The organism is Enterococcus sp. AZ071, from assembly GCF_050499065.1.
In the GTDB taxonomy this organism is placed as follows: Bacteria; Bacillota; Bacilli; order Lactobacillales; family Enterococcaceae; genus Enterococcus_A; species Enterococcus_A ferrettii.
On record NZ_JBIPAS010000002.1, the window covers coordinates 1038446 to 1059727 of the forward strand.

31 protein-coding genes are annotated in these 21282 nt (G+C 39.1%); 15 read left to right on the forward strand and 16 right to left on the reverse strand.

Annotation, left to right across the window (positions count from 1 at the left end; translation table 11 throughout):
* Positions 1-405: 405 nt before the first annotated feature.
* Positions 406-609, reverse strand: coding sequence for a DUF4177 domain-containing protein (locus IGI49_RS23440; RefSeq protein ID WP_207702608.1), 204 nt, complete (start codon positions 607-609; stop codon positions 406-408).
* Positions 610-1069: 460 nt separating this feature from the next.
* Here IGI49_RS23440 and IGI49_RS23445 point away from each other — a divergent pair, with 460 nt between their 5' ends.
* Positions 1070-1561, forward strand: a complete 492-nt coding sequence (locus tag IGI49_RS23445; protein WP_429965221.1) for a hypothetical protein — start codon at positions 1070-1072, stop codon at positions 1559-1561.
* 24 nt (positions 1562-1585) lie between these two features.
* A complete protein-coding gene (locus tag IGI49_RS23450) occupies positions 1586-2032 on the forward strand; it encodes a hypothetical protein (RefSeq protein WP_429965220.1) in 447 nt (148 codons plus the stop codon).
* A gap of 69 nt (positions 2033-2101) precedes the next feature.
* On the opposite strand, the gene IGI49_RS23455 is transcribed toward IGI49_RS23450, so the two are convergent.
* From IGI49_RS23455 to proS, 5 genes are all read right to left on the reverse strand, one after another.
* The gene (locus tag IGI49_RS23455; protein WP_429965219.1) at positions 2102-2305 is read right to left on the reverse strand and encodes a hypothetical protein; all 204 of its coding nucleotides are present in this window, start codon (positions 2303-2305) and stop codon (positions 2102-2104) included.
* 13 nt (positions 2306-2318) lie between these two features.
* Positions 2319-2834 (reverse strand): cysteine hydrolase family protein, encoded by a 516-nt coding sequence (locus tag IGI49_RS23460; protein WP_429965218.1) that lies wholly within the window; start codon positions 2832-2834, stop codon positions 2319-2321.
* 54 nt (positions 2835-2888) lie between these two features.
* Positions 2889-3377: an MGMT family protein gene (locus IGI49_RS23465; RefSeq protein WP_207702613.1), complete on the reverse strand. Its 489-nt coding sequence runs from the start codon at positions 3375-3377 to the stop codon at positions 2889-2891.
* 143 nt (positions 3378-3520) lie between these two features.
* Entirely contained in the window at positions 3521-3643 is a 123-nt protein-coding gene (locus IGI49_RS23470; protein ID WP_429965217.1) for a hypothetical protein, read from the reverse strand.
* A 214-nt stretch (positions 3644-3857) separates the two neighbouring features.
* The gene (gene proS, locus IGI49_RS23475) at positions 3858-5300 is read right to left on the reverse strand and encodes a proline--tRNA ligase (protein WP_429965216.1); all 1443 of its coding nucleotides are present in this window, start codon (positions 5298-5300) and stop codon (positions 3858-3860) included.
* A gap of 152 nt (positions 5301-5452) precedes the next feature.
* Here proS and IGI49_RS23480 point away from each other — a divergent pair, with 152 nt between their 5' ends.
* The 5 genes from IGI49_RS23480 to IGI49_RS23500 all read left to right on the forward strand — a co-directional run bounded on the left by IGI49_RS23480 (position 5453) and on the right by IGI49_RS23500 (position 8677).
* Positions 5453-6346 carry an AraC family transcriptional regulator gene (locus IGI49_RS23480; RefSeq protein ID WP_429965215.1) on the forward strand — a complete coding sequence of 298 codons (894 nt, stop codon included), beginning with the start codon at positions 5453-5455 and terminating at the stop codon, positions 6344-6346.
* A 173-nt stretch (positions 6347-6519) separates the two neighbouring features.
* Entirely contained in the window at positions 6520-7092 is a 573-nt protein-coding gene (locus IGI49_RS23485; RefSeq protein WP_429965214.1) for a TetR/AcrR family transcriptional regulator, read from the forward strand.
* A 124-nt stretch (positions 7093-7216) separates the two neighbouring features.
* Positions 7217-7534 (forward strand): GNAT family N-acetyltransferase, encoded by a 318-nt coding sequence (locus IGI49_RS23490; protein WP_429965213.1) that lies wholly within the window; start codon positions 7217-7219, stop codon positions 7532-7534.
* Between the two features lie 43 nt (positions 7535-7577).
* Positions 7578-7748 (forward strand): hypothetical protein, encoded by a 171-nt coding sequence (locus tag IGI49_RS23495; RefSeq protein WP_207702618.1) that lies wholly within the window; start codon positions 7578-7580, stop codon positions 7746-7748.
* 476 nt (positions 7749-8224) lie between these two features.
* Entirely contained in the window at positions 8225-8677 is a 453-nt protein-coding gene (locus IGI49_RS23500) for a GNAT family N-acetyltransferase (RefSeq protein ID WP_429965212.1), read from the forward strand.
* 41 nt (positions 8678-8718) lie between these two features.
* On the opposite strand, the gene IGI49_RS23505 is transcribed toward IGI49_RS23500, so the two are convergent.
* Positions 8719-9030: a DUF1905 domain-containing protein gene (locus IGI49_RS23505; protein WP_207703748.1), complete on the reverse strand. Its 312-nt coding sequence runs from the start codon at positions 9028-9030 to the stop codon at positions 8719-8721.
* 87 nt (positions 9031-9117) lie between these two features.
* Positions 9118-9312 carry a hypothetical protein gene (locus IGI49_RS23510; protein WP_429965211.1) on the reverse strand — a complete coding sequence of 65 codons (195 nt, stop codon included), beginning with the start codon at positions 9310-9312 and terminating at the stop codon, positions 9118-9120.
* 205 nt (positions 9313-9517) lie between these two features.
* Here IGI49_RS23510 and IGI49_RS23515 point away from each other — a divergent pair, with 205 nt between their 5' ends.
* Positions 9518-10675 (forward strand): trans-sulfuration enzyme family protein, encoded by a 1158-nt coding sequence (locus IGI49_RS23515; RefSeq protein WP_429965210.1) that lies wholly within the window; start codon positions 9518-9520, stop codon positions 10673-10675.
* Between the two features lie 75 nt (positions 10676-10750).
* Here the strand turns inward: IGI49_RS23515 and IGI49_RS23520 are convergent, their stop codons facing one another.
* The 5 genes from IGI49_RS23520 to IGI49_RS23540 all read right to left on the reverse strand — a co-directional run bounded on the left by IGI49_RS23520 (position 10751) and on the right by IGI49_RS23540 (position 15831).
* Positions 10751-11776 (reverse strand): hypothetical protein, encoded by a 1026-nt coding sequence (locus IGI49_RS23520; protein ID WP_429965209.1) that lies wholly within the window; start codon positions 11774-11776, stop codon positions 10751-10753.
* Positions 11777-12097: 321 nt separating this feature from the next.
* A complete protein-coding gene (locus IGI49_RS23525; protein ID WP_429965208.1) occupies positions 12098-12868 on the reverse strand; it encodes an ABC transporter permease in 771 nt (256 codons plus the stop codon).
* The gene (locus IGI49_RS23530) at positions 12861-13796 is read right to left on the reverse strand and encodes an ABC transporter ATP-binding protein (RefSeq protein WP_207705301.1); all 936 of its coding nucleotides are present in this window, start codon (positions 13794-13796) and stop codon (positions 12861-12863) included. Before IGI49_RS23530 ends, IGI49_RS23525 begins: the two co-directional genes overlap by 8 nt.
* A gap of 213 nt (positions 13797-14009) precedes the next feature.
* The gene (locus tag IGI49_RS23535; RefSeq protein ID WP_429965207.1) at positions 14010-14351 is read right to left on the reverse strand and encodes a hypothetical protein; all 342 of its coding nucleotides are present in this window, start codon (positions 14349-14351) and stop codon (positions 14010-14012) included.
* A 115-nt stretch (positions 14352-14466) separates the two neighbouring features.
* Entirely contained in the window at positions 14467-15831 is a 1365-nt protein-coding gene (locus IGI49_RS23540; protein WP_429965206.1) for a sensor histidine kinase, read from the reverse strand.
* 172 nt (positions 15832-16003) lie between these two features.
* On the opposite strand from IGI49_RS23540, the gene IGI49_RS23545 reads away from it, so the two are divergent.
* From IGI49_RS23545 to IGI49_RS23570, 6 genes are all read left to right on the forward strand, one after another.
* Positions 16004-16201, forward strand: a complete 198-nt coding sequence (locus IGI49_RS23545) for a hypothetical protein (RefSeq protein WP_429965205.1) — start codon at positions 16004-16006, stop codon at positions 16199-16201.
* A 14-nt stretch (positions 16202-16215) separates the two neighbouring features.
* On the forward strand, positions 16216-16368 hold the full coding sequence (locus IGI49_RS23550; protein WP_207705297.1) for a hypothetical protein: 153 nt from the start codon (positions 16216-16218) through the stop codon (positions 16366-16368).
* Positions 16369-16392: 24 nt separating this feature from the next.
* Positions 16393-16542, forward strand: a complete 150-nt coding sequence (locus IGI49_RS23555) for a hypothetical protein (RefSeq protein ID WP_429965204.1) — start codon at positions 16393-16395, stop codon at positions 16540-16542.
* A 248-nt stretch (positions 16543-16790) separates the two neighbouring features.
* On the forward strand, positions 16791-17336 hold the full coding sequence (locus IGI49_RS23560; protein ID WP_429965203.1) for a DUF3267 domain-containing protein: 546 nt from the start codon (positions 16791-16793) through the stop codon (positions 17334-17336).
* A 134-nt stretch (positions 17337-17470) separates the two neighbouring features.
* A complete protein-coding gene (locus IGI49_RS23565; RefSeq protein WP_429965202.1) occupies positions 17471-17665 on the forward strand; it encodes a type II toxin-antitoxin system HicA family toxin in 195 nt (64 codons plus the stop codon).
* A gap of 10 nt (positions 17666-17675) precedes the next feature.
* Entirely contained in the window at positions 17676-18062 is a 387-nt protein-coding gene (locus IGI49_RS23570) for a type II toxin-antitoxin system HicB family antitoxin (protein ID WP_429965201.1), read from the forward strand.
* Positions 18063-18394: 332 nt separating this feature from the next.
* On the opposite strand, the gene IGI49_RS23575 is transcribed toward IGI49_RS23570, so the two are convergent.
* Together IGI49_RS23575 and IGI49_RS23580 are read right to left on the reverse strand one after the other, a co-directional pair.
* On the reverse strand, positions 18395-19246 hold the full coding sequence (locus tag IGI49_RS23575; protein ID WP_429965200.1) for an aldo/keto reductase: 852 nt from the start codon (positions 19244-19246) through the stop codon (positions 18395-18397).
* Positions 19247-19276: 30 nt separating this feature from the next.
* Positions 19277-19711 (reverse strand): MerR family transcriptional regulator, encoded by a 435-nt coding sequence (locus IGI49_RS23580; protein WP_429965199.1) that lies wholly within the window; start codon positions 19709-19711, stop codon positions 19277-19279.
* Positions 19712-19846: 135 nt separating this feature from the next.
* Here IGI49_RS23580 and IGI49_RS23585 point away from each other — a divergent pair, with 135 nt between their 5' ends.
* Entirely contained in the window at positions 19847-20254 is a 408-nt protein-coding gene (locus IGI49_RS23585) for a hypothetical protein (RefSeq protein WP_429965198.1), read from the forward strand.
* A gap of 42 nt (positions 20255-20296) precedes the next feature.
* Here IGI49_RS23585 and IGI49_RS23590 read toward each other — a convergent pair whose 3' ends face one another.
* Positions 20297-21181 (reverse strand): MurR/RpiR family transcriptional regulator, encoded by an 885-nt coding sequence (locus IGI49_RS23590; RefSeq protein ID WP_429965197.1) that lies wholly within the window; start codon positions 21179-21181, stop codon positions 20297-20299.
* Between the last annotated feature and the right edge of the window lie 101 nt (positions 21182-21282).

A 21282-nucleotide genomic window follows, 5' to 3' on the forward strand; every position in this document is an offset into this window, starting at 1 on the left:
TTACCCATTCGTGTCTTTCCTAGGAGTCTCAAGCAGTTTACAAATCTCTTTCAGACTTTTTTACGAGCATGGATGACAGGTTATTTAGCGGAAAAACAATTGCTTTTTTGTCTATTCTTTCTCAAAAGGAAGAATACGATTGTGATAGGCAATTCGATCAAAGCAATTGGAAGAAAGGCTAAATAATTTGTTGAATTCATTATAAAAAAGATAAACGTTAGTGCAAGTAAACCAAAATACTCTTTGAAGAAATTGAATGAGGCCATACTTTTCACGCTCCTTTTATAAAAATCATACATGATGGGCTAAGTGTTGTAAATATTTTTTGAAAGGATTACCTATTCAAAAACAGTTGATTACTTACAAAAGTACTCGTCAGATAGAAAATATCTGACGAGTGTTTCATTATTCAATCAACTTTTTGAAGGTGATCAAGGTAGCACCTTTCACTTGTAATGACGTTGACATGTAAGAGTAAGTGGCAAGCTCCCAGCCCTCTTTTGCCCGCTGATTAATAAGTTGATCTAATTCATATAGATCATCTTCATTGGCTTTGTCGGACAACCATTTCATCTTTGCGATTAGAATTTCTGATCGGTACTCGTACATTTTAACTGCTCCCTTCTTTTTCTTTTTCAATTATAGTACTGTAATTAGAAGAAGAGCTTGGTTTGTCCTAAACAACCCTTTTTGTGCCATAAACAACCGAGAATTCTATTCCGATAAAGCGTGGGTTTTGATAATCATTGGAAGAGTCTCCCACAAAGCAGCAGCCTTACGAGGGAGATTGGTGTGTAAAGTTTCATTATTTAAAGTTGAGTTGGTAAAGATCTAGGTCCATAATTTCAGTGGAATGAATAGTTCTTTCCTCAAGCATAAGGGTGAGGACTATTTTAAATACTTAGAAAAAATAAAAGTAAAAAAAATCAAAAATTACATGACAGCTAGGCAACTTTTTTGTATCATTACAAAGTAAGCACTCACAAAATGACTACTAACAAAGAATAATGAGAAATTAGCAAAGGGTTTAGTCCCAATAAAAAAATAAAGTACGAAGGGAAAGAAGGCTATGCACAAAATTTTTACTTTGGTACGATCAGAAACCGTCGGGGTTGGTGAAACGTTTGAGCACGAGGGACGATTGTTTGTTGTGACAAATATTATAGATATCAAAAAATACCAAGGCAATGGCAAGATTAAGGTAGACGTACTCGCCCAAGAGTTTGGCACAAAATCAATTCTACATGCGTTTGGAATGGTGGAGGACTATTGGGAAGGCTATGAAAGACGCTATTATGGAGGGAAAGAAACTGAAGGCAATCCATTTCTTAAGGTAGGAGACGTAGTCCAATTGGGTTTGGAGAAGGATGGACTGTATGGATACATAGCAAATATTGTCGATTTAAGGTATGAAGGAAATGATTTTGTCATGAAGTGCGGCGTGGAAATCTACATGCCATGGAGTGATGAAGCAATGAGACAGGCAGTTAAGCAAAAGCGCTTGGCTACCTTTAATGTGGTTAGCGGAAAAGGAAACGACCAAACCCTAACAAAAAAATAGTCCAAAGCGAAAGTGGTGAGAGTTTTGCAGGAAATTAGAACGATTTATTTTTCAGGACGTGTTGACATTGGTTCTTATCTTGATGAATCTGAGAATGGGTTTGTCATTACGCATATTTTATCTGTCAAAGAAAGCACTCATGAAGACTATGAAATGGAAATCCAAGCAATTGTCCAACATATTGGAAAAACCTCCGATTATGATGACTATGAACCGGTGTTTGAATTTGATGATATACATAAGAACTGCGATAAGGAGACCGAATACGAGTTAGAAAAGCTTGGTCATGTGGATGATTTGGATAATGTTTGCCTGCTTACGACAGATATTCTATCGGTAACTTACCAAGAGGGGGATCTGATCGCTGAATACGAAGGAAAGCTCTTTGTACCTTGGAATGAAGATGAACTGAAAAGTGCTAAGAAGAACTACCTGTCCCGACGGTTTAATGTGGTGGATGGGCGAAAATAAGCTGCCAATAGCTCGCTTCAACGGGGTTATTCAGCTGCTAATGAAAAAAAAACCAAGGCTGAAACTGAATCAGCCTTGGTTTTTTGCAGAAGAATCTTCCTCTTTTGCTTTTTTTGAAGCTAAGTTCATGTTCAGAACAAAAATAAGGAAAAATACAAAGCTGATCACTCTGAAAAAAATTCCAGAGCCAAACAAGGCTAATAACATGGCGCAAATGAAGTTAATAATGGCGATATAGAAAAAACGATTATTTAGGTCTTTAAATGAATTCATCCAATCTCCTCCTTTACATAAATTCCTCGAGCAAAGTCAAGAAACGCTTATCCCAAATTTTTTCGTAAAAACGGATCATATCGGCTGCTGAAATCAGCGCATCATCATAAGTAGAAGAAGCTGATTTCATCAAGGAAAGCTTATAGCCTAACCCATGGGCAAACTTGATGGTTGCATCCATACAATATTGTGTTTGAGCGCCGCAAAATTCAATCGAGTTCACCTTCAGCTCAGTCAGCAGCTCCTGCAGAGAAGTTTGGTAAAAGGAATTGGCATGAGTTTTACCTAGAAAATAGTTATCAGGGCTTTGTATCAATTCAGAGATAATTTCCCACGAATAAGTATCTATCATTAGATCTTCATCCGAGTGCTGGATAAAAATAATCGGCCGTTTTTCTTCTTGGTAAGAGGTAATTCGCCTATTAACCAGCTCTACCAGATTTTCAAAATTATGAATCGCGGTTGCTCCATTGTGACAGACACCGTTTTGTAAGTCTATTACAATCAGCACATCGGATAAGGCACTCATTTGCAAAACTCCTTTAAATTGTCCATTGCTTTTTTTGGTTTCTAGGTAAAAAGGCTAGAATAAAGTGTATAAATCTACTAAAGCAGCTTCGTAGTTTTCAACATAATACCGAATATTTTTGCGGCCTTTTTGGACAATCTGATGTCCTTCCGCCTGTAATAGTTCTTTTTGGACTTCGATACCACCGGGATATTTTGGGTTCAATTCACCCTTGGTTTTTAGTGTACGCCAATAAGGTGTTTTGTCAGTGTCTCTTTGATGACTGGCCCAGGCACTGATAGAGACAAAAATTCCGGCAGTCATTGGCTCGGTAAAATCTGCTTGATTTTCTTTGGCCAGGTACTCACGAATATCCACAACGGTAGTCAGCTTGCCTTCGGGAATTTTCTTCATGATTGCATCATAGGTTGGGGCAGGGGCAAAAAACATTCGCTCACCGCCATAACGTTCAACCGTTTTTTGATCGGTTACACGTTGTATTTTCGGCATATCCGTTTCTTTGTGCAGCATGGCATTGAAATCTTTTTTGTCTTCGTTAGCCAATGGAATCCCTCCTGATAAACTCTTTAATTTTAAGATAAACGTTTTCGAATACCAATGCAATGAGCAAAAAAAGCAGCTTAGTCGAGCTGCTTAGAGAAATTTTCAAATTTGATCCAAGAAATACAGACATGAGATTGATTGGATTAATCATTCTTCAAACGTTCAGCATCTTGAATGCCATGCCTTACTGCCAAGCGGATAATGAAATAAAGGATCACAGCGCCGATAAAAAAATACACGAGGCCCATAAACATACCAAGCAACATAGTAACACCCCTGAATTAATTATAGCAGGTTCCTATTCAATCGTGAAATTCAGTTGGGGATCTGAGTGTTCTCTCAACGGTTTATTTTAACCACAGCTAGTGAAAATGAATCAAATTATCAGTTCTAGGATGACCCTTGAAAGGGGGGATTTGTTTTGCTTTATAAGAAAAGAACAAAACATCCTCTTAAAAAATAAAGAGGATGAATGATTAGTTAATAGGCTCGGGCAATCCAAACGGTATGCTTGGCAGGTTTGCCGCTGACAAGATCATATTTCTTCTTGATTGGTGGATCAAAAGGAATATTGCGCGTCGTAAAGCCGGTTTCTTCTTTTATGCGGCTTTCGGTTTCTTCACTGCCATCCCAGCCAATTAGAACAAATCCTGGAATTTCCTGTTTTTCTTCACAGGTTTTGATGTGATTCTTTAGATCGGCCAGTGTTTCAATAGTCAAATGCTCATTTTCACGAGCAAAATTTTGCGCATTAATTAGAAGACGATCGTGCATTTGATCGAGCTTTTGCTGGATGAAGGTGGGAGTCAAATGATCGAGTAAGTGAGTCTCTTTCGTATCCAAATCTCTTATTTTGAGGATAAATTGCTTTTGATCGAAATCTCTTGGTCCCAATTCAATCCGTAAAGCAGCCCCTTTTTGTTCCCACTTATTGAATTTAAAACCGGGTGTGCTGTCAGAATCGTCCAGCCGCACACGCAGATCAGCTGCCTTAAGCTCTGATTGAATGCCATGTAAAGTCTCCAAAATTTTTGGTTCTTTTTTCCATGGACCAACAGGGGTCAAAATTACTTGTGTCGGTGCAATTTTTGGCGGAAGCACGAGTCCTTTTTCATCGCCATGGACCATGATAATTGCTCCAATTAACCGGGTAGAAACCGCCCACGAGGTAGTATGGACATAGGTGTGTTGGTTCTCCTGATTCAAATATTTAATATCAAAGGCTTCAGCAAATTTTGTTCCCAGGTAGTGGGAAGTACCAGCCTGTACGGCCTTACCATCCTTCATCATCGCTTCAATCGAAAAGGTATCAACAGCTCCAGCAAAACGTTCAGAAGGTGTTTTTTGCCCAGCATGCACAGGGATTGCCAGAAATTCCTCTAGCATTTTTACATAAAAATTCAGTACATGCAGCGTTCGTCTTCTAGCATCGGCTTCGTCCGCATGAGCAGTATGCCCTTCATGCCATAAAAATTCAGAAGTCCGTAAAAACGGCAGCGTTCTTTTTTCCCAGCGAAAAACATTGGCCCATTGATTAATCTCATAAGGTAAATCACGATAAGATTTGATCCACTCGTGAAATGATTTGCCGATCATGGTTTCAGAGGTGGGCCGTAAAGCGTAAGGTTCCTCTAGTTCTTCTTCTCCCACTGAGGTGACCCAAGGCAGTTCCGGTGCAAAGCCCTCCACATGTTCAGCTTCCTTCATAAAGTAGCTTTTAGGAATGAGCATTGGAAAGTAGACATTGCGAATATCTTCCTCTCGCAGATAAGCATCTACCTCCGCTTGAATTCTTTCCCACAGTTCAAAGCCATCGGGACGAAAGACGATACAGCCTCTTACCTCGGAATAGGACATTAGCTCTGCTTGTTGAATGGTTTGCAAGTACCAGCTCGAAAAATCTTCTTTTTGTAGTCTTGTCATCGTGTACGCCTCCTTGATTATGCTTTGTATCTTACCAAGCCTAAGGTTGAAAAAGTTCGTTTATTTCACCAAAAAATATAGAAATCCAACCAATAGAGACTAGCGAAATACGGTATAATGAAGAAAAGAATGGAAAAAAGGAGTCTGATCATATGGGAAAAGAACCGCAGCTGCATGAAAAGAATCGCTACCATGATAGCAATTTTCCTTTCGAGATTTATACGGTGAATCGTTATAACATGTTTCCAGTGGGACGTGGATTCAACAATCTTCACTGGCATGAGGAAATTCAATATACGATTGCAGCTAAGGGCGACCTGACAATGCAGGTTAACGGCAGAGCGTATCAATTAAGAGAAGGGGATGGGATTTTTATTAACTCTGGGTATTTGCACGTTACGAAGGAAATGCAGGATCAAGGAGAATACTTCAGTATTAATTTCAATCCTAGACTACTAAGTTTCTCGTTGGGAAGTTTACTCGAACAAAACTATGTGTTGCCTTACGTAGGAGAATACTTATTGCCGATCACTATTTTTAGACCGGAGGTGCCCTGGGAAAAGGAGGTGTTGGATAAATTTTTTGAAATCCAGCAACTGTATCAGGAAAAGCAGACTTTTGCCTGGGAGTATAAGCTTGCTATATTGTTGAGCAGTATTTGGGATGCCATCCTTTCCAATACAAAAATGGAAATAACCAACCAAGGACAGTTGAAATTAAAACAGAATCGAATGCAGGAGCTGCTTGATTTTGTTCATCAACACTTTGGGGAGGCGATCACAATCAAGGAAATGGCGGAAGCGGCTCATATTTCACCGACAGAGTGCACCCGGTGCTTTAAGGAATTTACTGATTATTCACCTTATGAGTATTTGATTCAGTATCGGATTTCTGAAGCCAAGCAGCAGCTGATGCAAACAGATGATTCAATCCAACAAATTGCGATTCAAACAGGTTTCCGCGAGTCCTCCAGTTTTATTCAAGCCTTTAAAAAGCGGGTGGGGATAACTCCATTAAAATATCGCATCCATCAAGGGAGGATTTAATAATCGAAGGCTTTGTTTAAGCTCTAGCAGATTGAACTCAATCGCTTGAATTCGTTCAATCATCGGTGTGAACAGGAAAGCTATTGTCAGGGGGCAACTTTTTTGTTAATGATAGAAGTAGACCACTGGATAAACAATTGACAATAAACGAATGATCGTTTATTATAGAAAACATGAGAAAGAAAGATTTTACTAAACGCGATAACATCATCCATGCAGCGATGAATCTAATTAATGAGCGAGGGTTTTCCGACACTCCAATGTCGCAAATAGCAAAAAAGGCCAATGTTTCGGCGGCGACCATTTACGTTTATTTCGACAACAAAGAAGATTTAATTAATAAGCTGTATTACCATGCCAAGAAAAAAATGCGTGATTATGTGTTGTCCGACTATGACGAAAATGCGCCAATTGAAGAGCGCTACAGACAGTATTTGAAGAAATTTATTCAGTTCTTGATGAACAATCCGCAGGAATTTTTGTTTATTGAACAATTCCAGAGCTCTCCTTTGTTAAACGAAGAAATGAGTGAAAGTATTTCTGAGCTGTTTCAGCAATTTCACTCGATTTATGACGAAGGGAAACAAGACAAAATCTTCAAAGATGTTAATACGACAGTCATAGCTAGCTTTACCATTAATCCAGCCATGCAGTTTGTGAAGGACTATTACAGCGAAGCACTAGCTTTAAACGAGTCCATGATTGAAGAAATCATTCAAATGAGCTGGGATGCAGTGAAATACTAGCAGGAAAGAGCGTTTCTTGCTGGCAGCTGATAAATGAATGTACGTTTAATATAGAAGACAAAACTTGTCTTTTGGTCTATAATAAACGAATGAGCATTTAATAATCAAAGATGGGAGGAATTTTATGGTCGCCATTCACATTAGTACAACCTACAGCAAGGAATTCTTTGATGCGATTAATCTAAGAAAACAATTGCTGGATCGAAAAATCAATTACCGCAAAGAACGTCGCTACGTTACACTCGTTGCGTTTCATGACAACACCATGATTGGAACCGCATCGGTACAACTCTTTACTCCCTCAGTAGGCAGAATTAAGGAAATTGCAGTGATACCAGAATTTGCCGAAAAAAATGTCGAAACCCGTCTGATCCATTTTGCTGAAAAATACCTCAACAATCGCAGTAAATCGAAACCTATTCTCTTTGGCAAAAAAACTTAAAAACCAAGCACAGTTGCTTAAACCAAAATCAGGAGGAATGTTTATGAACAAAAATGCCGACAGAACAATTCAAGAGCTAGAACAAATTAAGATTGAACTAGAAATGAAACGCAACTACTTCGGTGAATTCACCATCAACGTTTTACCTAACCACTTAAAAGAACACTACGAAAATCTTGAGGAAGACCTCAACGATGAATGCATACCGGCCTAAGATGGCCCAATTCTTTATTTACACTCTGATACTTATCAAAATTTCATAGCAGGCTTATGTCAAGCAACGCTAAACATAAGCTATAGCTAAAGGATAGCTGTAATGGCTGTCCTATTTTTTTGTGTTGAAGGGAAAACGATTCCTTGAAAGAAACAGGTGCTTACTATTATTTTTGATTTGAAGAACATGAATGGATGCACAAAATCAGGCGCCAAGTCATTTCTAAGGCTTAGTGGTGTCAGCAATAAAAACAAATGAAGTTTTGACGAAAGAACGATTCAGGTTGAAGGGTCTTTCTTTTTGATTATACTAACTCCGTGTCTTTGTGATAGTTTTGTAAAGTTAGAAACTAGAGTTAGTTGATTTAGGGGGCTATCAATCCCATTTTGATTGCGCTTTTGAAGTTTGCAGGAATAAGCTATACTTACTTTAAAGCTTCAAAAAAAGGAATGGGATAACTGAAAGGGGACAACCAAATGGAAATCAAGCAAATCAAAACCAATAAAAAAGACTTTCTGGATTTATTGCTTTTAGCTGATGAACAGGAAGATATGATTGATAAATACTTAGAACGAGGAGATCTATTTGCTTTGTATGATGAGGACCTAAAAAGCATTTGTGTGGTGACCGATGAAGGGGAAGGGACCTATGAGCTGCAAAGCTTAGCTACTTACGAACAATTTCAAGGAAAAGGGTTTGGCAAGAAATTGGTGAGTTATGTAGCGGATTATTATAAAGAGAAAGGCTCTACCATGCTAGTTGGTACTGGGGATGTTCCCTGGATTTTGAGATTTTACGAAAGCTGCGGCTTTGTACGGGCTTATCATCTGGAAAATTTCTTTATTGAACAATACGATCATCCGATTTATGACGAGGGGATTCAATTGAAGGATAAGGTCTTTTTGACGATGGAATTGAGAGCAAAATAAAAGTGACAGTTTGCAGAATAAACCTGCAAGCTGTCACTTTTTTAAATCCAAATAGCAATATTTACTATTTGATTCTCGATGATTTTTTCTTTCTTTCGAATAGCAGCTTTTAAAGGAAGCAAGTAAGTATCCTGCTTGGTGTCAAACCAAATAGCTGTTTGCCATTGGCTATTGCCAATTTCAGCGGTAATTTTCATGCGACCCCAGCCTTCTTCTCGGTCTTTGAAATCATTTCTGATCGCTGCTGCTAAATCCTTTGGCAGTGAAACCATTGTCCAGCCGGTCATCTCCGGTGACGATGAATAATGATAAACAGCGGCTGAAAACTCATATTTTAACCCAATAGGTGCCATGCTCATTCTCCTTACCCCGTTTTCTTAAATTCTAGCATGGTCCCATTGGAAAAAAAAGGAGAGAATAGTACTGAATTTACTAATTTTTCATTTGCCAAAGACTTTGTACAGATGTTCCAACTGGGAGATGACATCCACTTGGTTATGGTACTCGAATTCTAAAAAAGCCTCTTTTTCATCAATATGCGGTTTAGGTGTAATACATTGGACGGCGTGAGTGGTTTCTACAATAACAGCTTCTTTAGTGATATAAACTTTACCCACTGCGTTTTTAAAATACATAATTATTTCCTCCTTGTACATAAAGATACGCAAAGGAATCCTTTTTGTTTTCTATTTTACTTTTTTTCCCTCTGAGAAATGTTTAAGCAAGTTATGAGATTCTGCTAAAATATTATCCACAATGTCGGAAAGCGTTTTCTGTAATGGTAGAATAAAGTCGTAGATTTACGAGTTTGTTCGAGTAAAAGCACAGGAGGCAGAGACAATGAAAGACAATACAAAACTAATTCACGGCTATTCAGTATTTGATGACGAAACCGGGGCATCCTCGATTCCTCTTTATCAGTGCTCCACCTTTAAGCAAGCATCTATTAAAGATAGTCAACCATATACTTATTCACGCTTCGGCAATCCGACTCGCCATGCCTTGGAAGAGGGGATTGCTGCGGTTGAGGGCGGCAAATTTGCCACTGCTTTTTCTTCAGGAATGGGAGCTATTTCGGCAGTATTGTTAAGCTTCAACCAAGGCGATCATTTGGTAATGTGCAAGAGTATTTACGGTGGGACCTTCCAGCTGGTGAATGAAGTAATGAATCGCTTTGGGATTGAGGTAACCTTCGTAGATGAAACCAATCTGAATGAATGGAGTCAGGCTATTCGTCCGAATACACGAGCCCTTTATTTAGAAACACCATCGAATCCTTTGTTAAGTATCACTGATATTGCTGGGGTGGTGAGCATCGCCAAGGAGAATAAGCTGCAAACGATTATCGACAATACGTTTATGACGCCGCTGTTCCAGCATCCTTTGGAAATGGGCGTGGATGTGGTCATTCATAGTGCGACTAAGTTCATCAACGGACATAGTGACGTGGTGGCCGGTCTGGTCATTATCAATGACGAAAAATGGGCAAAACAAATAGCGCTGCAGCAAAAGGTTCTCGGCAGTGTTTTAAGTGTCGAGGACTGCTGGTTGATCATGCGAGGGATGAAAACCATGGGCCTAAGAATGGAACAAAGTGTTAAAAGTGCTGAAAAAGTAAGCTGGCTGTTAGCGGAACATCCTGCAGTCAAGAAAGTTTACTACCCTGGTTTGCCTAGTCATCCCGGTTATGCGGTGCATCGTAAACAAGCCAGCAGTGGCGGAGCAGTTCTATCCTTTGAGCTGGAAAATCAGGCAGCCGTGTACACCTTTGCTGAAGCCTTAAAAATTCCAATTGCAGCTGTTAGTCTCGGCGGAGTGGAATCTATTCTGTCTTATCCAGTAACCATGAGTCATGCCTGTGTTCCCAAGGAAGAACGGGAAAAGCAAGGCGTGACTGAAGGACTGCTGCGGCTGTCAGTCGGCATTGAAGATACCGAAGATCTGCTGGTCGACCTGAAACAGGCTCTGGGAAAAGTAATTAGCACCATGCAAGTGTAAAAGGTAGCGGGAGCTGAAGGGTTCCTGCCATTTTTATTTCCCTCGTTTATTCAGTTTTTCATGAGGTGAAGCGAATTATCGCCGTTTCCCTCGTCTATTTATCTGATTTAGCAGGCTTGATTTATTTTGCTTGCTTCGGTTTTTTTGAGCTAGAACTTGTTGAAAGCGTTCCTTGTTGCTGAGGGTTTTACCGACAGGAACAGCTTGTGAATCAAAGGCTTGTTCTTCTTTTCGCCGGTCAATCGCCTGTTGAACTTCATCGATTGGTTTGCCTTCCAGAATTAATTTCATTGCTAGGTCAGGCAATTCTTTTTCTAGTTCAGTTAAGTCGTCGTACAGGTCGTCCTCTTCGTTTTCTATTTCATCATCTATTGAATCGATTAGTTGCTCTTGAAGAGCGGCCGTCTGGTCAAATGAAGGAACAGCCTCTGGAATTTCCTTCGTGGTGATAGGCAGCAAGCTGCCCATCATTTTCTGCAGTTCCGCAGCTTCCTCTTCATTTCGGCGATCAAAGCCAGGCTCAAAGACTCTAAAATCGGCATAAATAGGTTCTACAAACCGACGGACGCCATCCTTTTCAAAAATGGTTAAGGTCCCTAAAATTGAGAGAAGTGCATAGTGTTCTTCTTTGGTAATGTCGGGGTTGATGTTACTTAAAGTCCAGCTGTGTCTTTTGCCAGCGGCATCCTTGAAGTAAGAAATCATGCTGGTTTTTTTATCCGTCGACTGCTCACCAGAAGTGAATCGCGGGCGCAGTTTTTCTATGTAAATGGAGGATTCTCCCGTTATTTGTTCGAACTCCTCAGGACTGGAAAATAAGCGGTTGATAACGGTTTGCCACTCGTCATCAGAAAAGTAATCGCGAAAATAAACGCAGGAAAGAGGAATAGAACGAACCGCATCATCGGTTAGAAATAATGAACGAATTAAGTCCTGTGCTAAAAAAGAGAAGTCAGAGGTGCTAAAACTGTTACGAATAGCAGCCGCAATCGCGCATTGTATGACTAATACACTGTCCTTGGTCTTAGTATAATAATCATTGAAACGTTTTTCTAAACTAACTTTCTTCATGCTCGTAACCTGTTTCATCCCTAATTTCATTATGCTAACTCCTTCTGGTTTCATCTAATGTGGAATACGTTTTCATAATATAACATATGTTTTTGAAGGTCAAGCATTTTTTGGGATAACAAACGTTATTAAATGAAATATTTCAAAATCATGGTTTTTTCTAGCGAATTATAGGGTTCAGATATCAGAATATTTCTTGCTAAAATTTTCAATACAATAGATTTTCTATTCTTTTAAAAGGATTGCGTGTTTTTTATAAATGATTAAGTGGGCAAAACCAATGAACAAGAAAAGGAATTTTCGACACAATTAGCTACAAAAAAACCATCCTGAAATCAGGATGGTTGGGCATTAACTTCTTAAGCCGCGTCCTCGTTCAATCAAACGCCAGCAGATGGCATAGAGTACAACAATAAATAGAATTAAAATCGAGACTGAAATCACGATCGGGACATCCATTACACCTAAAAATCCGTAGCGGAATCCCGAGATCATGTACACGATTGGATTCACCTTGGACACGGCTTGCCAAATCGGCGGCAGCATTGAAATGGCATAGAATACACCACCTAAATAGGTTAGTGGCTGCAACACAAAGGTTGGTACAATTGAGACATCATCAAAGGATTGAGCAAAAATTCCGTTTAACAAACCAGCTAATGAAAATAAGATAGCGGTCATTAACAGCGTCATAATGATAATCAGCCAAGAGTGGACATGTAATGGAACAAAGAATAATGAGATTACTGTCACAAGAGCACTAACCATAACACTGCGGCCCAAGCCCCCAATTACGAAGCCCCAAATAATGATATGAGTAGGTACAGGCGCCACTAATAATTCCTCAATGTTTTTCTGGAACTTCTGTGAGAAAAAGGAAGAGGAAACATTGGAATAAGAGCTGGTAATGGCTGACATCATAATTAGACCGGGTACGATAAATTCCATGTAAGAAAAGCCGGCCATATCCCCGATTCTTCCACCAATCAAATTGCCGAAAATGATGAAATACAAGGACGTGGTAATCACTGGCGGTACCAGCGTTTGAACCCAGATCCGCAGGTAGCGGTTGGTCTCCTTTACCGCTAGGCTTTTTAAAGCAGTAAGATATAAACTAAACATTGATCTCCTCCGTGTGACGTTTTTCTTCAGTAACCTTCAAGAAAAGTTCTTCCAGACGATTGGACTTATTACGCATGGACAGAACTTTTACTCCTTGATTGCTAAGCTGCTGGAACACTTCGTTGATTCCTTGGTTTCGTTCCACTTCTACCTCTAACGTTTGTTCATCGTCCATTTGGTAGTTGTAACCGCTGATAACAGGTGCCTGTTCTAATGGCTCTAAATCAAAAATAAAGGTTTCAAATTGTAATTTTGCCAACAAATTCTTCATGCTGGTATTTTCGATGAGTTCTCCTGATTGAATAATGCCAATGTTGCGGCATAGCATCTCAGCTTCTTCCAAATAGTGGGTAGTCAAGATGATGGTGGTTCCGCTATTGTTCAAATTTCGCAAAAACTCCCACATTTCCCGGCGCAGCTCAATATCCACTCCAGCAGTTGGCTCATCCAAAATTAATAATTTCGGTTCATGCATCAGAGCACGGGCAATCATCAAACGACGTTTCATCCCACCAGAAAGCATCCGAGCACGAACATTGCGTTTTTCCCACAGGTTCGACTGCTTCAAGTATTTTTCACTGCGTTTTAGCGCTTCTTTTCGGGAAACACCGTAGTAGCCTGCCTGATTCACAACGATTTGTTGAACAGTTTCAAAGGGATTGAAGTTGAATTCCTGCGGCACCAAGCCAATTTGCTGTTTAGCGACAACCAGATCTTTGTCGATATCGTAGCCGAAGACCTTCACCTGACCAGAGGTTTTATTGACTAAAGAGGTGATGATACCAATCGTTGTGGATTTCCCCGCGCCATTAGGTCCTAGCAAGGCATAAAAGTCGCCTTCCTCAACAGCCAAGTCAATTCCCCGCAGCGCTGTAACACCTGAGCCATAGACCTTTTTCAGTTGGTTTATTTCTAGTGCATAAGTCATGTATATATAAACTCCTTCATAAGATATGATTCTTTATTCTATCATTAATTCTCGCTGGTACAAGCCTGAAGAGTCTGGAAATGAAAATTATGCTATAAAAAAAGAAAAAGCAAAGTGTAGTCCCATTTATTTAAGCATATTTGCAAATAAAAGATAGGTATCGTTGGAGAAAATGAACCAACAATACCTATCTGTATTTTTCTAATTTAGTAGCTAAGTTGATGCTGATTTCAAGAAGGGCATCAGGTATTCCTTGATCTCCTGAACTTTTCCCATGTAAAGGTCTTCGAAGGGGATCGCCAACCCTTTGTCAGTAATTTCATCACTCAAGCGCTTTGCGTCTAGACTATTAAATAGAACTAAATCAGCATCCGGAATGTCATTACTGGCGGGATTGTAACTAATAAACTCCAACTCAATCTCCGGCTGCAAAGCTGCTTTCATTTCGGACTGAAATTTGTTTCCGTGCCATGCCCTTACCCCAGGGGTGCCGAAACCAAAAGGTGCGCTGGTATCATAAACATTGATGGAATAAATCCAAACGACTTTTTGCATAATGTCCTCCTTCTAACGCAAAATTTACTTATTTAACTATAGCATAAAAATCTTAAGAAAAAGCTGAAAGAGCCCCTTTTTTACTCCTAGAGACAAGCTTACTTAGTGTGAGAACTTAAGTCGGTATCACAATCGTCTGGACAAACTGATCCTGTGAAATTTTGGTCTCACGCAACACCTGTGAGTAAGAATTTAAAATTTCCTGATAGTTGGTTAATCCAATTCCCCGATTTTGCCCTTTCGTTGAATAGCCCAGTTCCCAAATACGTTCTAGGTTGACCGTTTCGAAACACGGGTTTTTGATTACAATTTCAACACAGCCAGTGCTTTGAAGTATCAGTACATCTACCACTGCGCGAGTATCTAACTTGCTGGCAGCCTCAATAGCATTGTCTAAGGTGATTCCAAAAACCCGCAGAAAATCATTCATCTCCATCCCAATGGACGCAATCGGTAAAATGACCTCCACATTTAGAGTAACATTGAGTTCCTTAGCCAGCATAATTTTGGTTAACAATAAGCTTTTTACTTCAAGCATCTTTACATTGTTCAGCTGCGTTTGCTGACGAATCGTTTCCTGCAGCTGTTCATCTGTGGTGAGAAGTTTTTCAGACAGGTAGGTTTTTACCTCATCGATTTTCCCTTCGCTGACTTGAAAATACATGCCAGAAAGCAGGTTTTTGTGATCGTGATGAAGCTTTCTCAGGTCATTATACAGAGCCTCTACATGTTCAATGTACTGCTGCTGCTGGTCCAGCATTTTTTTTGAGTAGGAGAGTCGATAGTTGCGATCGACTTCCCGAACCAGCACCATGAATAGCAATAAAAAGAGCAGAAAGACGCCTGAAATGTAAAGATTTTTGACATTTGTTCCCAATTTTCGCATATCCTCTAAATTGCTATTGAATATAACCAGCTCTAAAATTACATAAATAATGCCACTTGAATAGATCAGCTTTGGAAATTTTAACAACTGATCAAACCACATCCGATAAGAAAAAAGTTTAATCAGTGATAAGTTGATCACGAAACCCAGTAAAGAATAAATGAGGTGAGTAAGATGAGCATATGGATACGGAATCGTCAGAAAAAAAGCTTCATGTGCAATAAAAAAATACTGTAAAGTGGTAGAAAAGATGGTATCAGTAAAAGTGATAAAAGTAACTAAAATAAGTGGTATACAATAAGCGTGCAAATGCATCGAATGCTTCAACCAAAGCAGCAAGCCGAAATATTGGATAATTGATAGGACAGTCGATGTAGTGGGCGTAATATATCGTTGGTCCCAAAGATCGATAAAGCTGATTGCAGTAACAATTATTGCGAGAAAAAAAGCAAAACAAAGACAGTTTTTTAGAATAGGAGCTGTCTTTTTTCTTACTGGTGTACGGAATAAGTGCTTCAAAGCATAGAGCAAAGTAATTAAATGCAGAAATATATTTAAGTAATTAAACCCCAAATAAAAAACGAACTTTACCATTTAAACGCTCCTCGAAAAATTGTTTAGTAGCTTCATTCTATAGAAGATGTGAATACCAAGCAAGGTGATTATGACCAATTAAGGCGCGAAATGAACCATTTAGGAAAAATCGTCAGATTCTTCTGACAAATCGGTATACTAGATTTAACAAGAAGAAAAGGAGAAGACGAGCATGCCCTTAGAAAAAAGAAGAAACATGATTACCGCGGTTTGGTTGTTCTGCGCTTTTGCTTCCGCAACCGTTTCAATCATCTTTGATAATGCGGGAATGATTAGTTTTGCTTTAGCAGTTATTGGACTATTTTTTTTACTGATTAGTTTGCTGCAGGAATTGATTGTCTATAAAATGAGAAACCGAGACAAACAATAGAGGAGGGAAGAAGTATGAAATTTACCTATATCGTTATTTACTCAATTCGGGACTTTAATAAAAACAAGGAAAGAGATGGTCATTTTCCACATGATGGTGTGGTGATTAACGCGATGATCAATGCCAACACAGCTTTGAATTGTGTGGCTGTAGGGTTTGAAAAGTAAGCGATGAGGAGAGTGTAGCAAAAGATGGATCAGCCAGTTAAAACAGGAATCGGTATTGGGAATATCTTGGCTTTCATTCTTTCTTATCGCAAATGGCACAGTATTTTATGGGCACTTTTTCATGGTATGCTAGGCTGGTGGTATGTGATTTATTATGCATTTGTTTATGCTTAATTGGTAGCCTCATGGTTTAAATTGATGTTAAAGCACCAATAACTGAAAGCTTGTCTTTCGTAATTTTTTCATCATGAATTTTTCAAATAAAGCTGGCTAATCGATTCAGATTTTGTCTGACTTTAGTCCAGTTTTTTTACGTAATTCCATTGTGATCCTTGATAAATAGACTATTTCCAGCTGAAAGCGGCTTGACTTTTCTTAAATCAAACACTTATTCTACTATAAGAGAAGAAGGGGGAAGTGTGATGAAGCTGATTCGATCGGTTGATATCTTAAATGATAAGAAAAGTATTTTACGTTTGAACATCGCATCTATTTTTCTGCTGATTCTTTTTTTCTTATTATTTTTAGCAGTGACTGCCATCATTCCAGTGAAAGAGTCCTCTATAACTTTTTCAGTAATGCAGCTTTTATTAGTAACAGCAGGGACATTTCTGTTGATTGTCATTCACGAATTGATTCACGGAGTGTTCTTCCGAGTCTTTTCCCCAAAAGGTAAAGTGAAGTTTGGCATCAATATCAAAAAAGGGATCGCCTATGCTGCTTCACCAGGATCAAAATACTCACGTGGGCAGTTCGCCTGGATATCGCTGTCTCCATTTGTATTGATTACGTTGAGCCTGACGATTGCCTATTTAAGCGGTATTTTATTCGTAGGCAGTTATCTATTTTTTGCGACGTTTCATGCGGCTGCATGTGCAGGAGATTTTTATTGGATTTATTTAGTGCTGAAGGCGCCTAAGGGAAGCTTAGTGGAGGATACGGAAGTTGGAATTAATTTTTATCACTAAATAGGCAAGCGGATAACTTCGTTTGCTTTTTTTTGCGTATATTATGGAGAACAAATGAAGAAAAGTGGTACTAGTAGTCATTTTTGACAATGCGCCTAGTGCGCATTATAATATACAGCATAAGGTGCAGCAGAATGCCTATGACCAGCAAAGAGGCTGAAAAACTGCTTAGAAGAGCAGTTTTTATTGAAGTTAAGGGAGGCAAAGGATCTCACAGAAAATTTGTTCGAAAAGGGTATCCAAGGCCAGTGATTTTAACAAAGCATGGAAAAGAGTTGTCTAGAGTTGTAGAAGCTTCTGTACTCAAAGCTACCAATACAAAAAGATGAGGTGTATCCAGTGAACAAAGTCTATCCAGCAATTTTTGAACAAGATACGGTGGGTTTCGGAATTTATTTTCCAGATGTGGAGGGAGCAGTTACCCAGGCCGACTCGATACCAGAAGGATTAGTGATAGCGGCGGATGCTTTAGGAATAATGCTAGGAGATTTAATTGAAAAAGATTGTTCTTTGCCTGATCCAACACCGATTAATGAAATAGCCTTTGACAAAAAAAAGCAATTTGTGACCTTAGTTTCCGTCAATTTAACAGATTATTTAAAAGAAGGTCAGTTGGATAAGAAAAACGTCAGTATCCCTCACTGGCTGAATGTGCGCGCTGAAAAAGCCGGTGTCAATTTTTCTAAAACCTTGACTGAAGCATTAATGGATAAGCTAGAAGTTTAGGCTGGAACGAAAGCTGTCATGTTTTGATGCAAAATAGAATAAATCTATGAAATTGAGAGAGTGACAAAAGGGGATACGAGTTTAGAAGTCAGTATATCTTAAGAGTATTTTCCTAGAGACAAGGATCGGGAATAGCTAATCAGAGCGATGCTTTACGATCGGTATACAAAGATGCGAAAAAGAGACACCAAATGACACACTTGAATTTTAGTTTGGATAATCAGTGTGAAAAGTCAGTGAACAAATTTCTAAACTCTGACGCAGCACTAATTGAATAAGTAACATATAAAAACTCCTCTAAGCTTAAGCTTTAAGGAGTTTTTGCATGTCGGTTATACATCTATTTTACGACTAGCCATCCATTTAATCATTTGCGGATCCGCATGAGAAAAGAACTGGCTTTCACCGACGTTCAAGGTGGCAATTTTTGCTTTGTCTTCATCGGTTAAGGCAAAATCGAACACATCAATATTTTGTGCCATCCGTTCAGGATTCACCGATTTGGTTAGAACAACTATTTCTTGTTCCATTAGCCAGCGGACAATGACTTGAGCAACTGATTTGTCATATTGGTTGCCGATTTCGGTCAGAATTTTATTTTGGAAGATATTGTTTTTTCCTTCCGCAAAGGGTGCCCAAGCTTCCACCGCAATGCCTTCTTCTTTGAGTGCGGCAATATTTCCAGTTTGCTGCTGGAAGGGATTAATTTCAATTTGGTTGATTTGTGGTGTCACTTGATTAAATTCAGCCAAATCCACTGCTCGATCGACAGCAAAATTAGAAATGCCGATGGCGCGAACTTTGCCTTCCTGTTGTAATTCTTCCAATGCTCGCCATGCACCATAAACATCATTGTATGGTTGATGCAGCAGCAATAAATCAAGATAATCTAAACCCAGCCGGTCCAGAGAGCGTTGTACGGAAGCTTTTGCTCTGTCATAGGATACATTTTCTACCCAAACTTTGGTTGTGATGAACAGCTCCTGTCGTGGAATTCCCGCTTTGGCAATACCACGACCAACAGCCTCTTCATTCATGTAGGATTGAGCAGTATCAATATGACGATATCCTGCTTGAATAGCATCATAAACCGCTTGTTCTGCTTGCTCTGGGTCAGTAATTTGATACGTGCCAAAGCCCAAAATTGGAATTTCGACTCCGTTGTTTAATTTAATAGATTGCATAACTAATTTCCTCCCATTAGTATCCTTAGATTATCGATTGATATAACGTTTGAAGTGCTTCATTTTCCACAATTCTTCGACTTCGTCATCAGACAGTTTACCATTGTTGAACTTAGCGATATGGTCATCGTAAGTTTCGATTTTATAAGCCAATAAATCCCGAGTTTTATGAAGGTCACTAAGTTTTTGCTCCAATTCGATTAATTGCGCCTTCAAAATTTCTTTTTGAGCCAGTCGTTCATCACCACTAACTTGCGATAAGGCTGCGAACTCTACCAGCGACTCAATCGATACTCCCGCATTACGTAGACTCTTAGCTAAGAAAATCCAATTCAGATCTCGCTTAGTAAATACCCGATACCCTCTTTTGTCTCTAGTGATCGGTGGAATCACTCCAATTTTTTCATAATAGCGAATGGTGTCCACTGTCAGATCAAACATATCGGCCGCTTCTTTAATAGTCAATATTTTCGCCTCCTTTTTTTATAGTATAAGGCATGGAGTCAACTCCAAGGCAAGAGAAAAGTTTAAAAAAATACTTGCTTTGGAGTTCACTTTAAGTATTAAACTGGAAGTGAGCAATCCGAGGAGGAAAAAAGGATGACAAAGCATTTCTGGCAGGTAGAAAATGATCGACTATATTTTCAAATAGGAGATACCTTGAATGAGGTAATGCTTGTTCCTAATTTTTTTGAGGAAAAACTGATTTCTGGTAGTTTGAAGCAACCTTTTTTATGTAAACAGGATAGGTCTAAAAGCTATTACTTTTCAGATTTCTTCGAGTTAACCATTATTGGTGAACAGTGTTGTCATTCTGCTACAGGTGATATTTGCTACTTTCCTGATTGGGGGTACTTGGGAATTAATCTGGCAGAAGAAGAATATACGCTCGGAATCCCGCGGTATAAAATTGGAAAACTAGCTGGTGACTTGTCCAAAATTCAGTCATTGAAGACTACAGAGGAAGCGAAACTGTATTGGCAGATTGATTTGAGGATGAAGGAATAAAGCAAGAAGCTGCGAGACATAAACAAATGTCTTGCAGCTTTGCTATTCTTTTAAATCGGTTTGTCGAATAATCCTAGTTTCTTCAAGATTCATAGAATTTGTTACTTTAAATTGATAGTTTTTAATGTACTCTTTTGAGAAAAGTCCGGCATATAAGATATTTAACAAAAAAAGGATCGATTCTTCGGTGGTAAAGTTGCTGATTTTTTTATAAAGTCTTTCTCGAGAAGAAATGCTGAGAATTGTTTCGATTTCGCGGCGAATGTAATTTCCACCATCACTGGTTATCCCAATCAGCTGTACTCCTTGTTTCTTCATTTGTGGAATAAAACGCATGGGTTCGCGAGAAACATCGTTACCAGAATAGGAAATAATAATAGCGGTGTCTGCTTTGGTCAAGCCGCTTGATGCCAAACCAATTTCTCCACTTTGAATCACTTCAACTGATCGTCCGATGGTAGCCATTTTTCTACGGAAGATATCTCCCAGCAGGTTGTTAGGGCTCACTCCTAGAATGACGATTCTGCGAGAGTTGTTTAGCATGGCAACCGCTTTTTCCAAACTGGAGACATCCATGCGATCAGCAGTATCCTGAATGCTTTCAATTTGGACAGTAGCAATATTTTTGATAATTTCCTGGTAGCTGTGCTCCGTCGTAAAAGGGATGTTGGGATCAATCTCAGAATAATGGGTTTGTTCATAACGGAGATCCTCAATCAGTTTGTTTAGAAAATCTTTCCAGCCACTAAAGCCCAGTGCTTTGCCAAAGCGAACTAAGGCTGACTTCGAAGAATAGGTTTTTTTAGCGACTTGATTGATGGAATATTTGTGAATTTCAAACTTATTTTCCAGAATAAATTCGGCGATTTCCCGTTTGGTATTGTTTTGACTGACGGTAAACTCTTCAATGCGTTGTAGTAATTCCATAGGATGAGGTCCTTTCATGTTGTATCAATAGTATAACTGGAAGATTCAGAAATTCAACCTGAGGTGCCAGAAGTTTCAGTTAGTTTCGCAAAAGCAGCTGC

Excerpts from the sequence above, each read along its gene's own strand:
- IGI49_RS23440 (WP_207702608.1), bottom strand. The coding sequence starts at position 609 with ATGTACGAGTACCGATCAGAAATTCTAATCGCAAAGATGAAATGGTTG.
- IGI49_RS23445 (WP_429965221.1), top strand. The coding sequence starts at position 1,070 with ATGCACAAAATTTTTACTTTGGTACGATCAGAAACCGTCGGGGTTGGT.
- IGI49_RS23455 (WP_429965219.1), bottom strand. The coding sequence starts at position 2,305 with ATGAATTCATTTAAAGACCTAAATAATCGTTTTTTCTATATCGCCATT.
- IGI49_RS23460 (WP_429965218.1), bottom strand. The coding sequence starts at position 2,834 with ATGAGTGCCTTATCCGATGTGCTGATTGTAATAGACTTACAAAACGGT.
- IGI49_RS23470 (WP_429965217.1), bottom strand. The coding sequence starts at position 3,643 with ATGTTGCTTGGTATGTTTATGGGCCTCGTGTATTTTTTTATCGGCGCT.
- proS (WP_429965216.1), bottom strand. The coding sequence starts at position 5,300 with ATGACAAGACTACAAAAAGAAGATTTTTCGAGCTGGTACTTGCAAACC.
- IGI49_RS23480 (WP_429965215.1), top strand. The coding sequence starts at position 5,453 with ATGGGAAAAGAACCGCAGCTGCATGAAAAGAATCGCTACCATGATAGC.
- IGI49_RS23485 (WP_429965214.1), top strand. The coding sequence starts at position 6,520 with ATGAGAAAGAAAGATTTTACTAAACGCGATAACATCATCCATGCAGCG.
- IGI49_RS23490 (WP_429965213.1), top strand. The coding sequence starts at position 7,217 with ATGGTCGCCATTCACATTAGTACAACCTACAGCAAGGAATTCTTTGAT.
- IGI49_RS23495 (WP_207702618.1), top strand. The coding sequence starts at position 7,578 with ATGAACAAAAATGCCGACAGAACAATTCAAGAGCTAGAACAAATTAAG.
- IGI49_RS23500 (WP_429965212.1), top strand. The coding sequence starts at position 8,225 with ATGGAAATCAAGCAAATCAAAACCAATAAAAAAGACTTTCTGGATTTA.
- IGI49_RS23505 (WP_207703748.1), bottom strand. The coding sequence starts at position 9,030 with ATGGCACCTATTGGGTTAAAATATGAGTTTTCAGCCGCTGTTTATCAT.
- IGI49_RS23510 (WP_429965211.1), bottom strand. The coding sequence starts at position 9,312 with ATGTATTTTAAAAACGCAGTGGGTAAAGTTTATATCACTAAAGAAGCT.
- IGI49_RS23515 (WP_429965210.1), top strand. The coding sequence starts at position 9,518 with ATGAAAGACAATACAAAACTAATTCACGGCTATTCAGTATTTGATGAC.
- IGI49_RS23520 (WP_429965209.1), bottom strand. The coding sequence starts at position 11,776 with ATGAAATTAGGGATGAAACAGGTTACGAGCATGAAGAAAGTTAGTTTA.
- IGI49_RS23525 (WP_429965208.1), bottom strand. The coding sequence starts at position 12,868 with ATGTTTAGTTTATATCTTACTGCTTTAAAAAGCCTAGCGGTAAAGGAG.
- IGI49_RS23530 (WP_207705301.1), bottom strand. The coding sequence starts at position 13,796 with ATGACTTATGCACTAGAAATAAACCAACTGAAAAAGGTCTATGGCTCA.
- IGI49_RS23535 (WP_429965207.1), bottom strand. The coding sequence starts at position 14,351 with ATGCAAAAAGTCGTTTGGATTTATTCCATCAATGTTTATGATACCAGC.
- IGI49_RS23540 (WP_429965206.1), bottom strand. The coding sequence starts at position 15,831 with ATGGTAAAGTTCGTTTTTTATTTGGGGTTTAATTACTTAAATATATTT.
- IGI49_RS23545 (WP_429965205.1), top strand. The coding sequence starts at position 16,004 with ATGCCCTTAGAAAAAAGAAGAAACATGATTACCGCGGTTTGGTTGTTC.
- IGI49_RS23550 (WP_207705297.1), top strand. The coding sequence starts at position 16,216 with ATGAAATTTACCTATATCGTTATTTACTCAATTCGGGACTTTAATAAA.
- IGI49_RS23555 (WP_429965204.1), top strand. The coding sequence starts at position 16,393 with ATGGATCAGCCAGTTAAAACAGGAATCGGTATTGGGAATATCTTGGCT.
- IGI49_RS23560 (WP_429965203.1), top strand. The coding sequence starts at position 16,791 with ATGAAGCTGATTCGATCGGTTGATATCTTAAATGATAAGAAAAGTATT.
- IGI49_RS23565 (WP_429965202.1), top strand. The coding sequence starts at position 17,471 with ATGCCTATGACCAGCAAAGAGGCTGAAAAACTGCTTAGAAGAGCAGTT.
- IGI49_RS23575 (WP_429965200.1), bottom strand. The coding sequence starts at position 19,246 with ATGCAATCTATTAAATTAAACAACGGAGTCGAAATTCCAATTTTGGGC.
- IGI49_RS23585 (WP_429965198.1), top strand. The coding sequence starts at position 19,847 with ATGACAAAGCATTTCTGGCAGGTAGAAAATGATCGACTATATTTTCAA.
- IGI49_RS23590 (WP_429965197.1), bottom strand. The coding sequence starts at position 21,181 with ATGGAATTACTACAACGCATTGAAGAGTTTACCGTCAGTCAAAACAAT.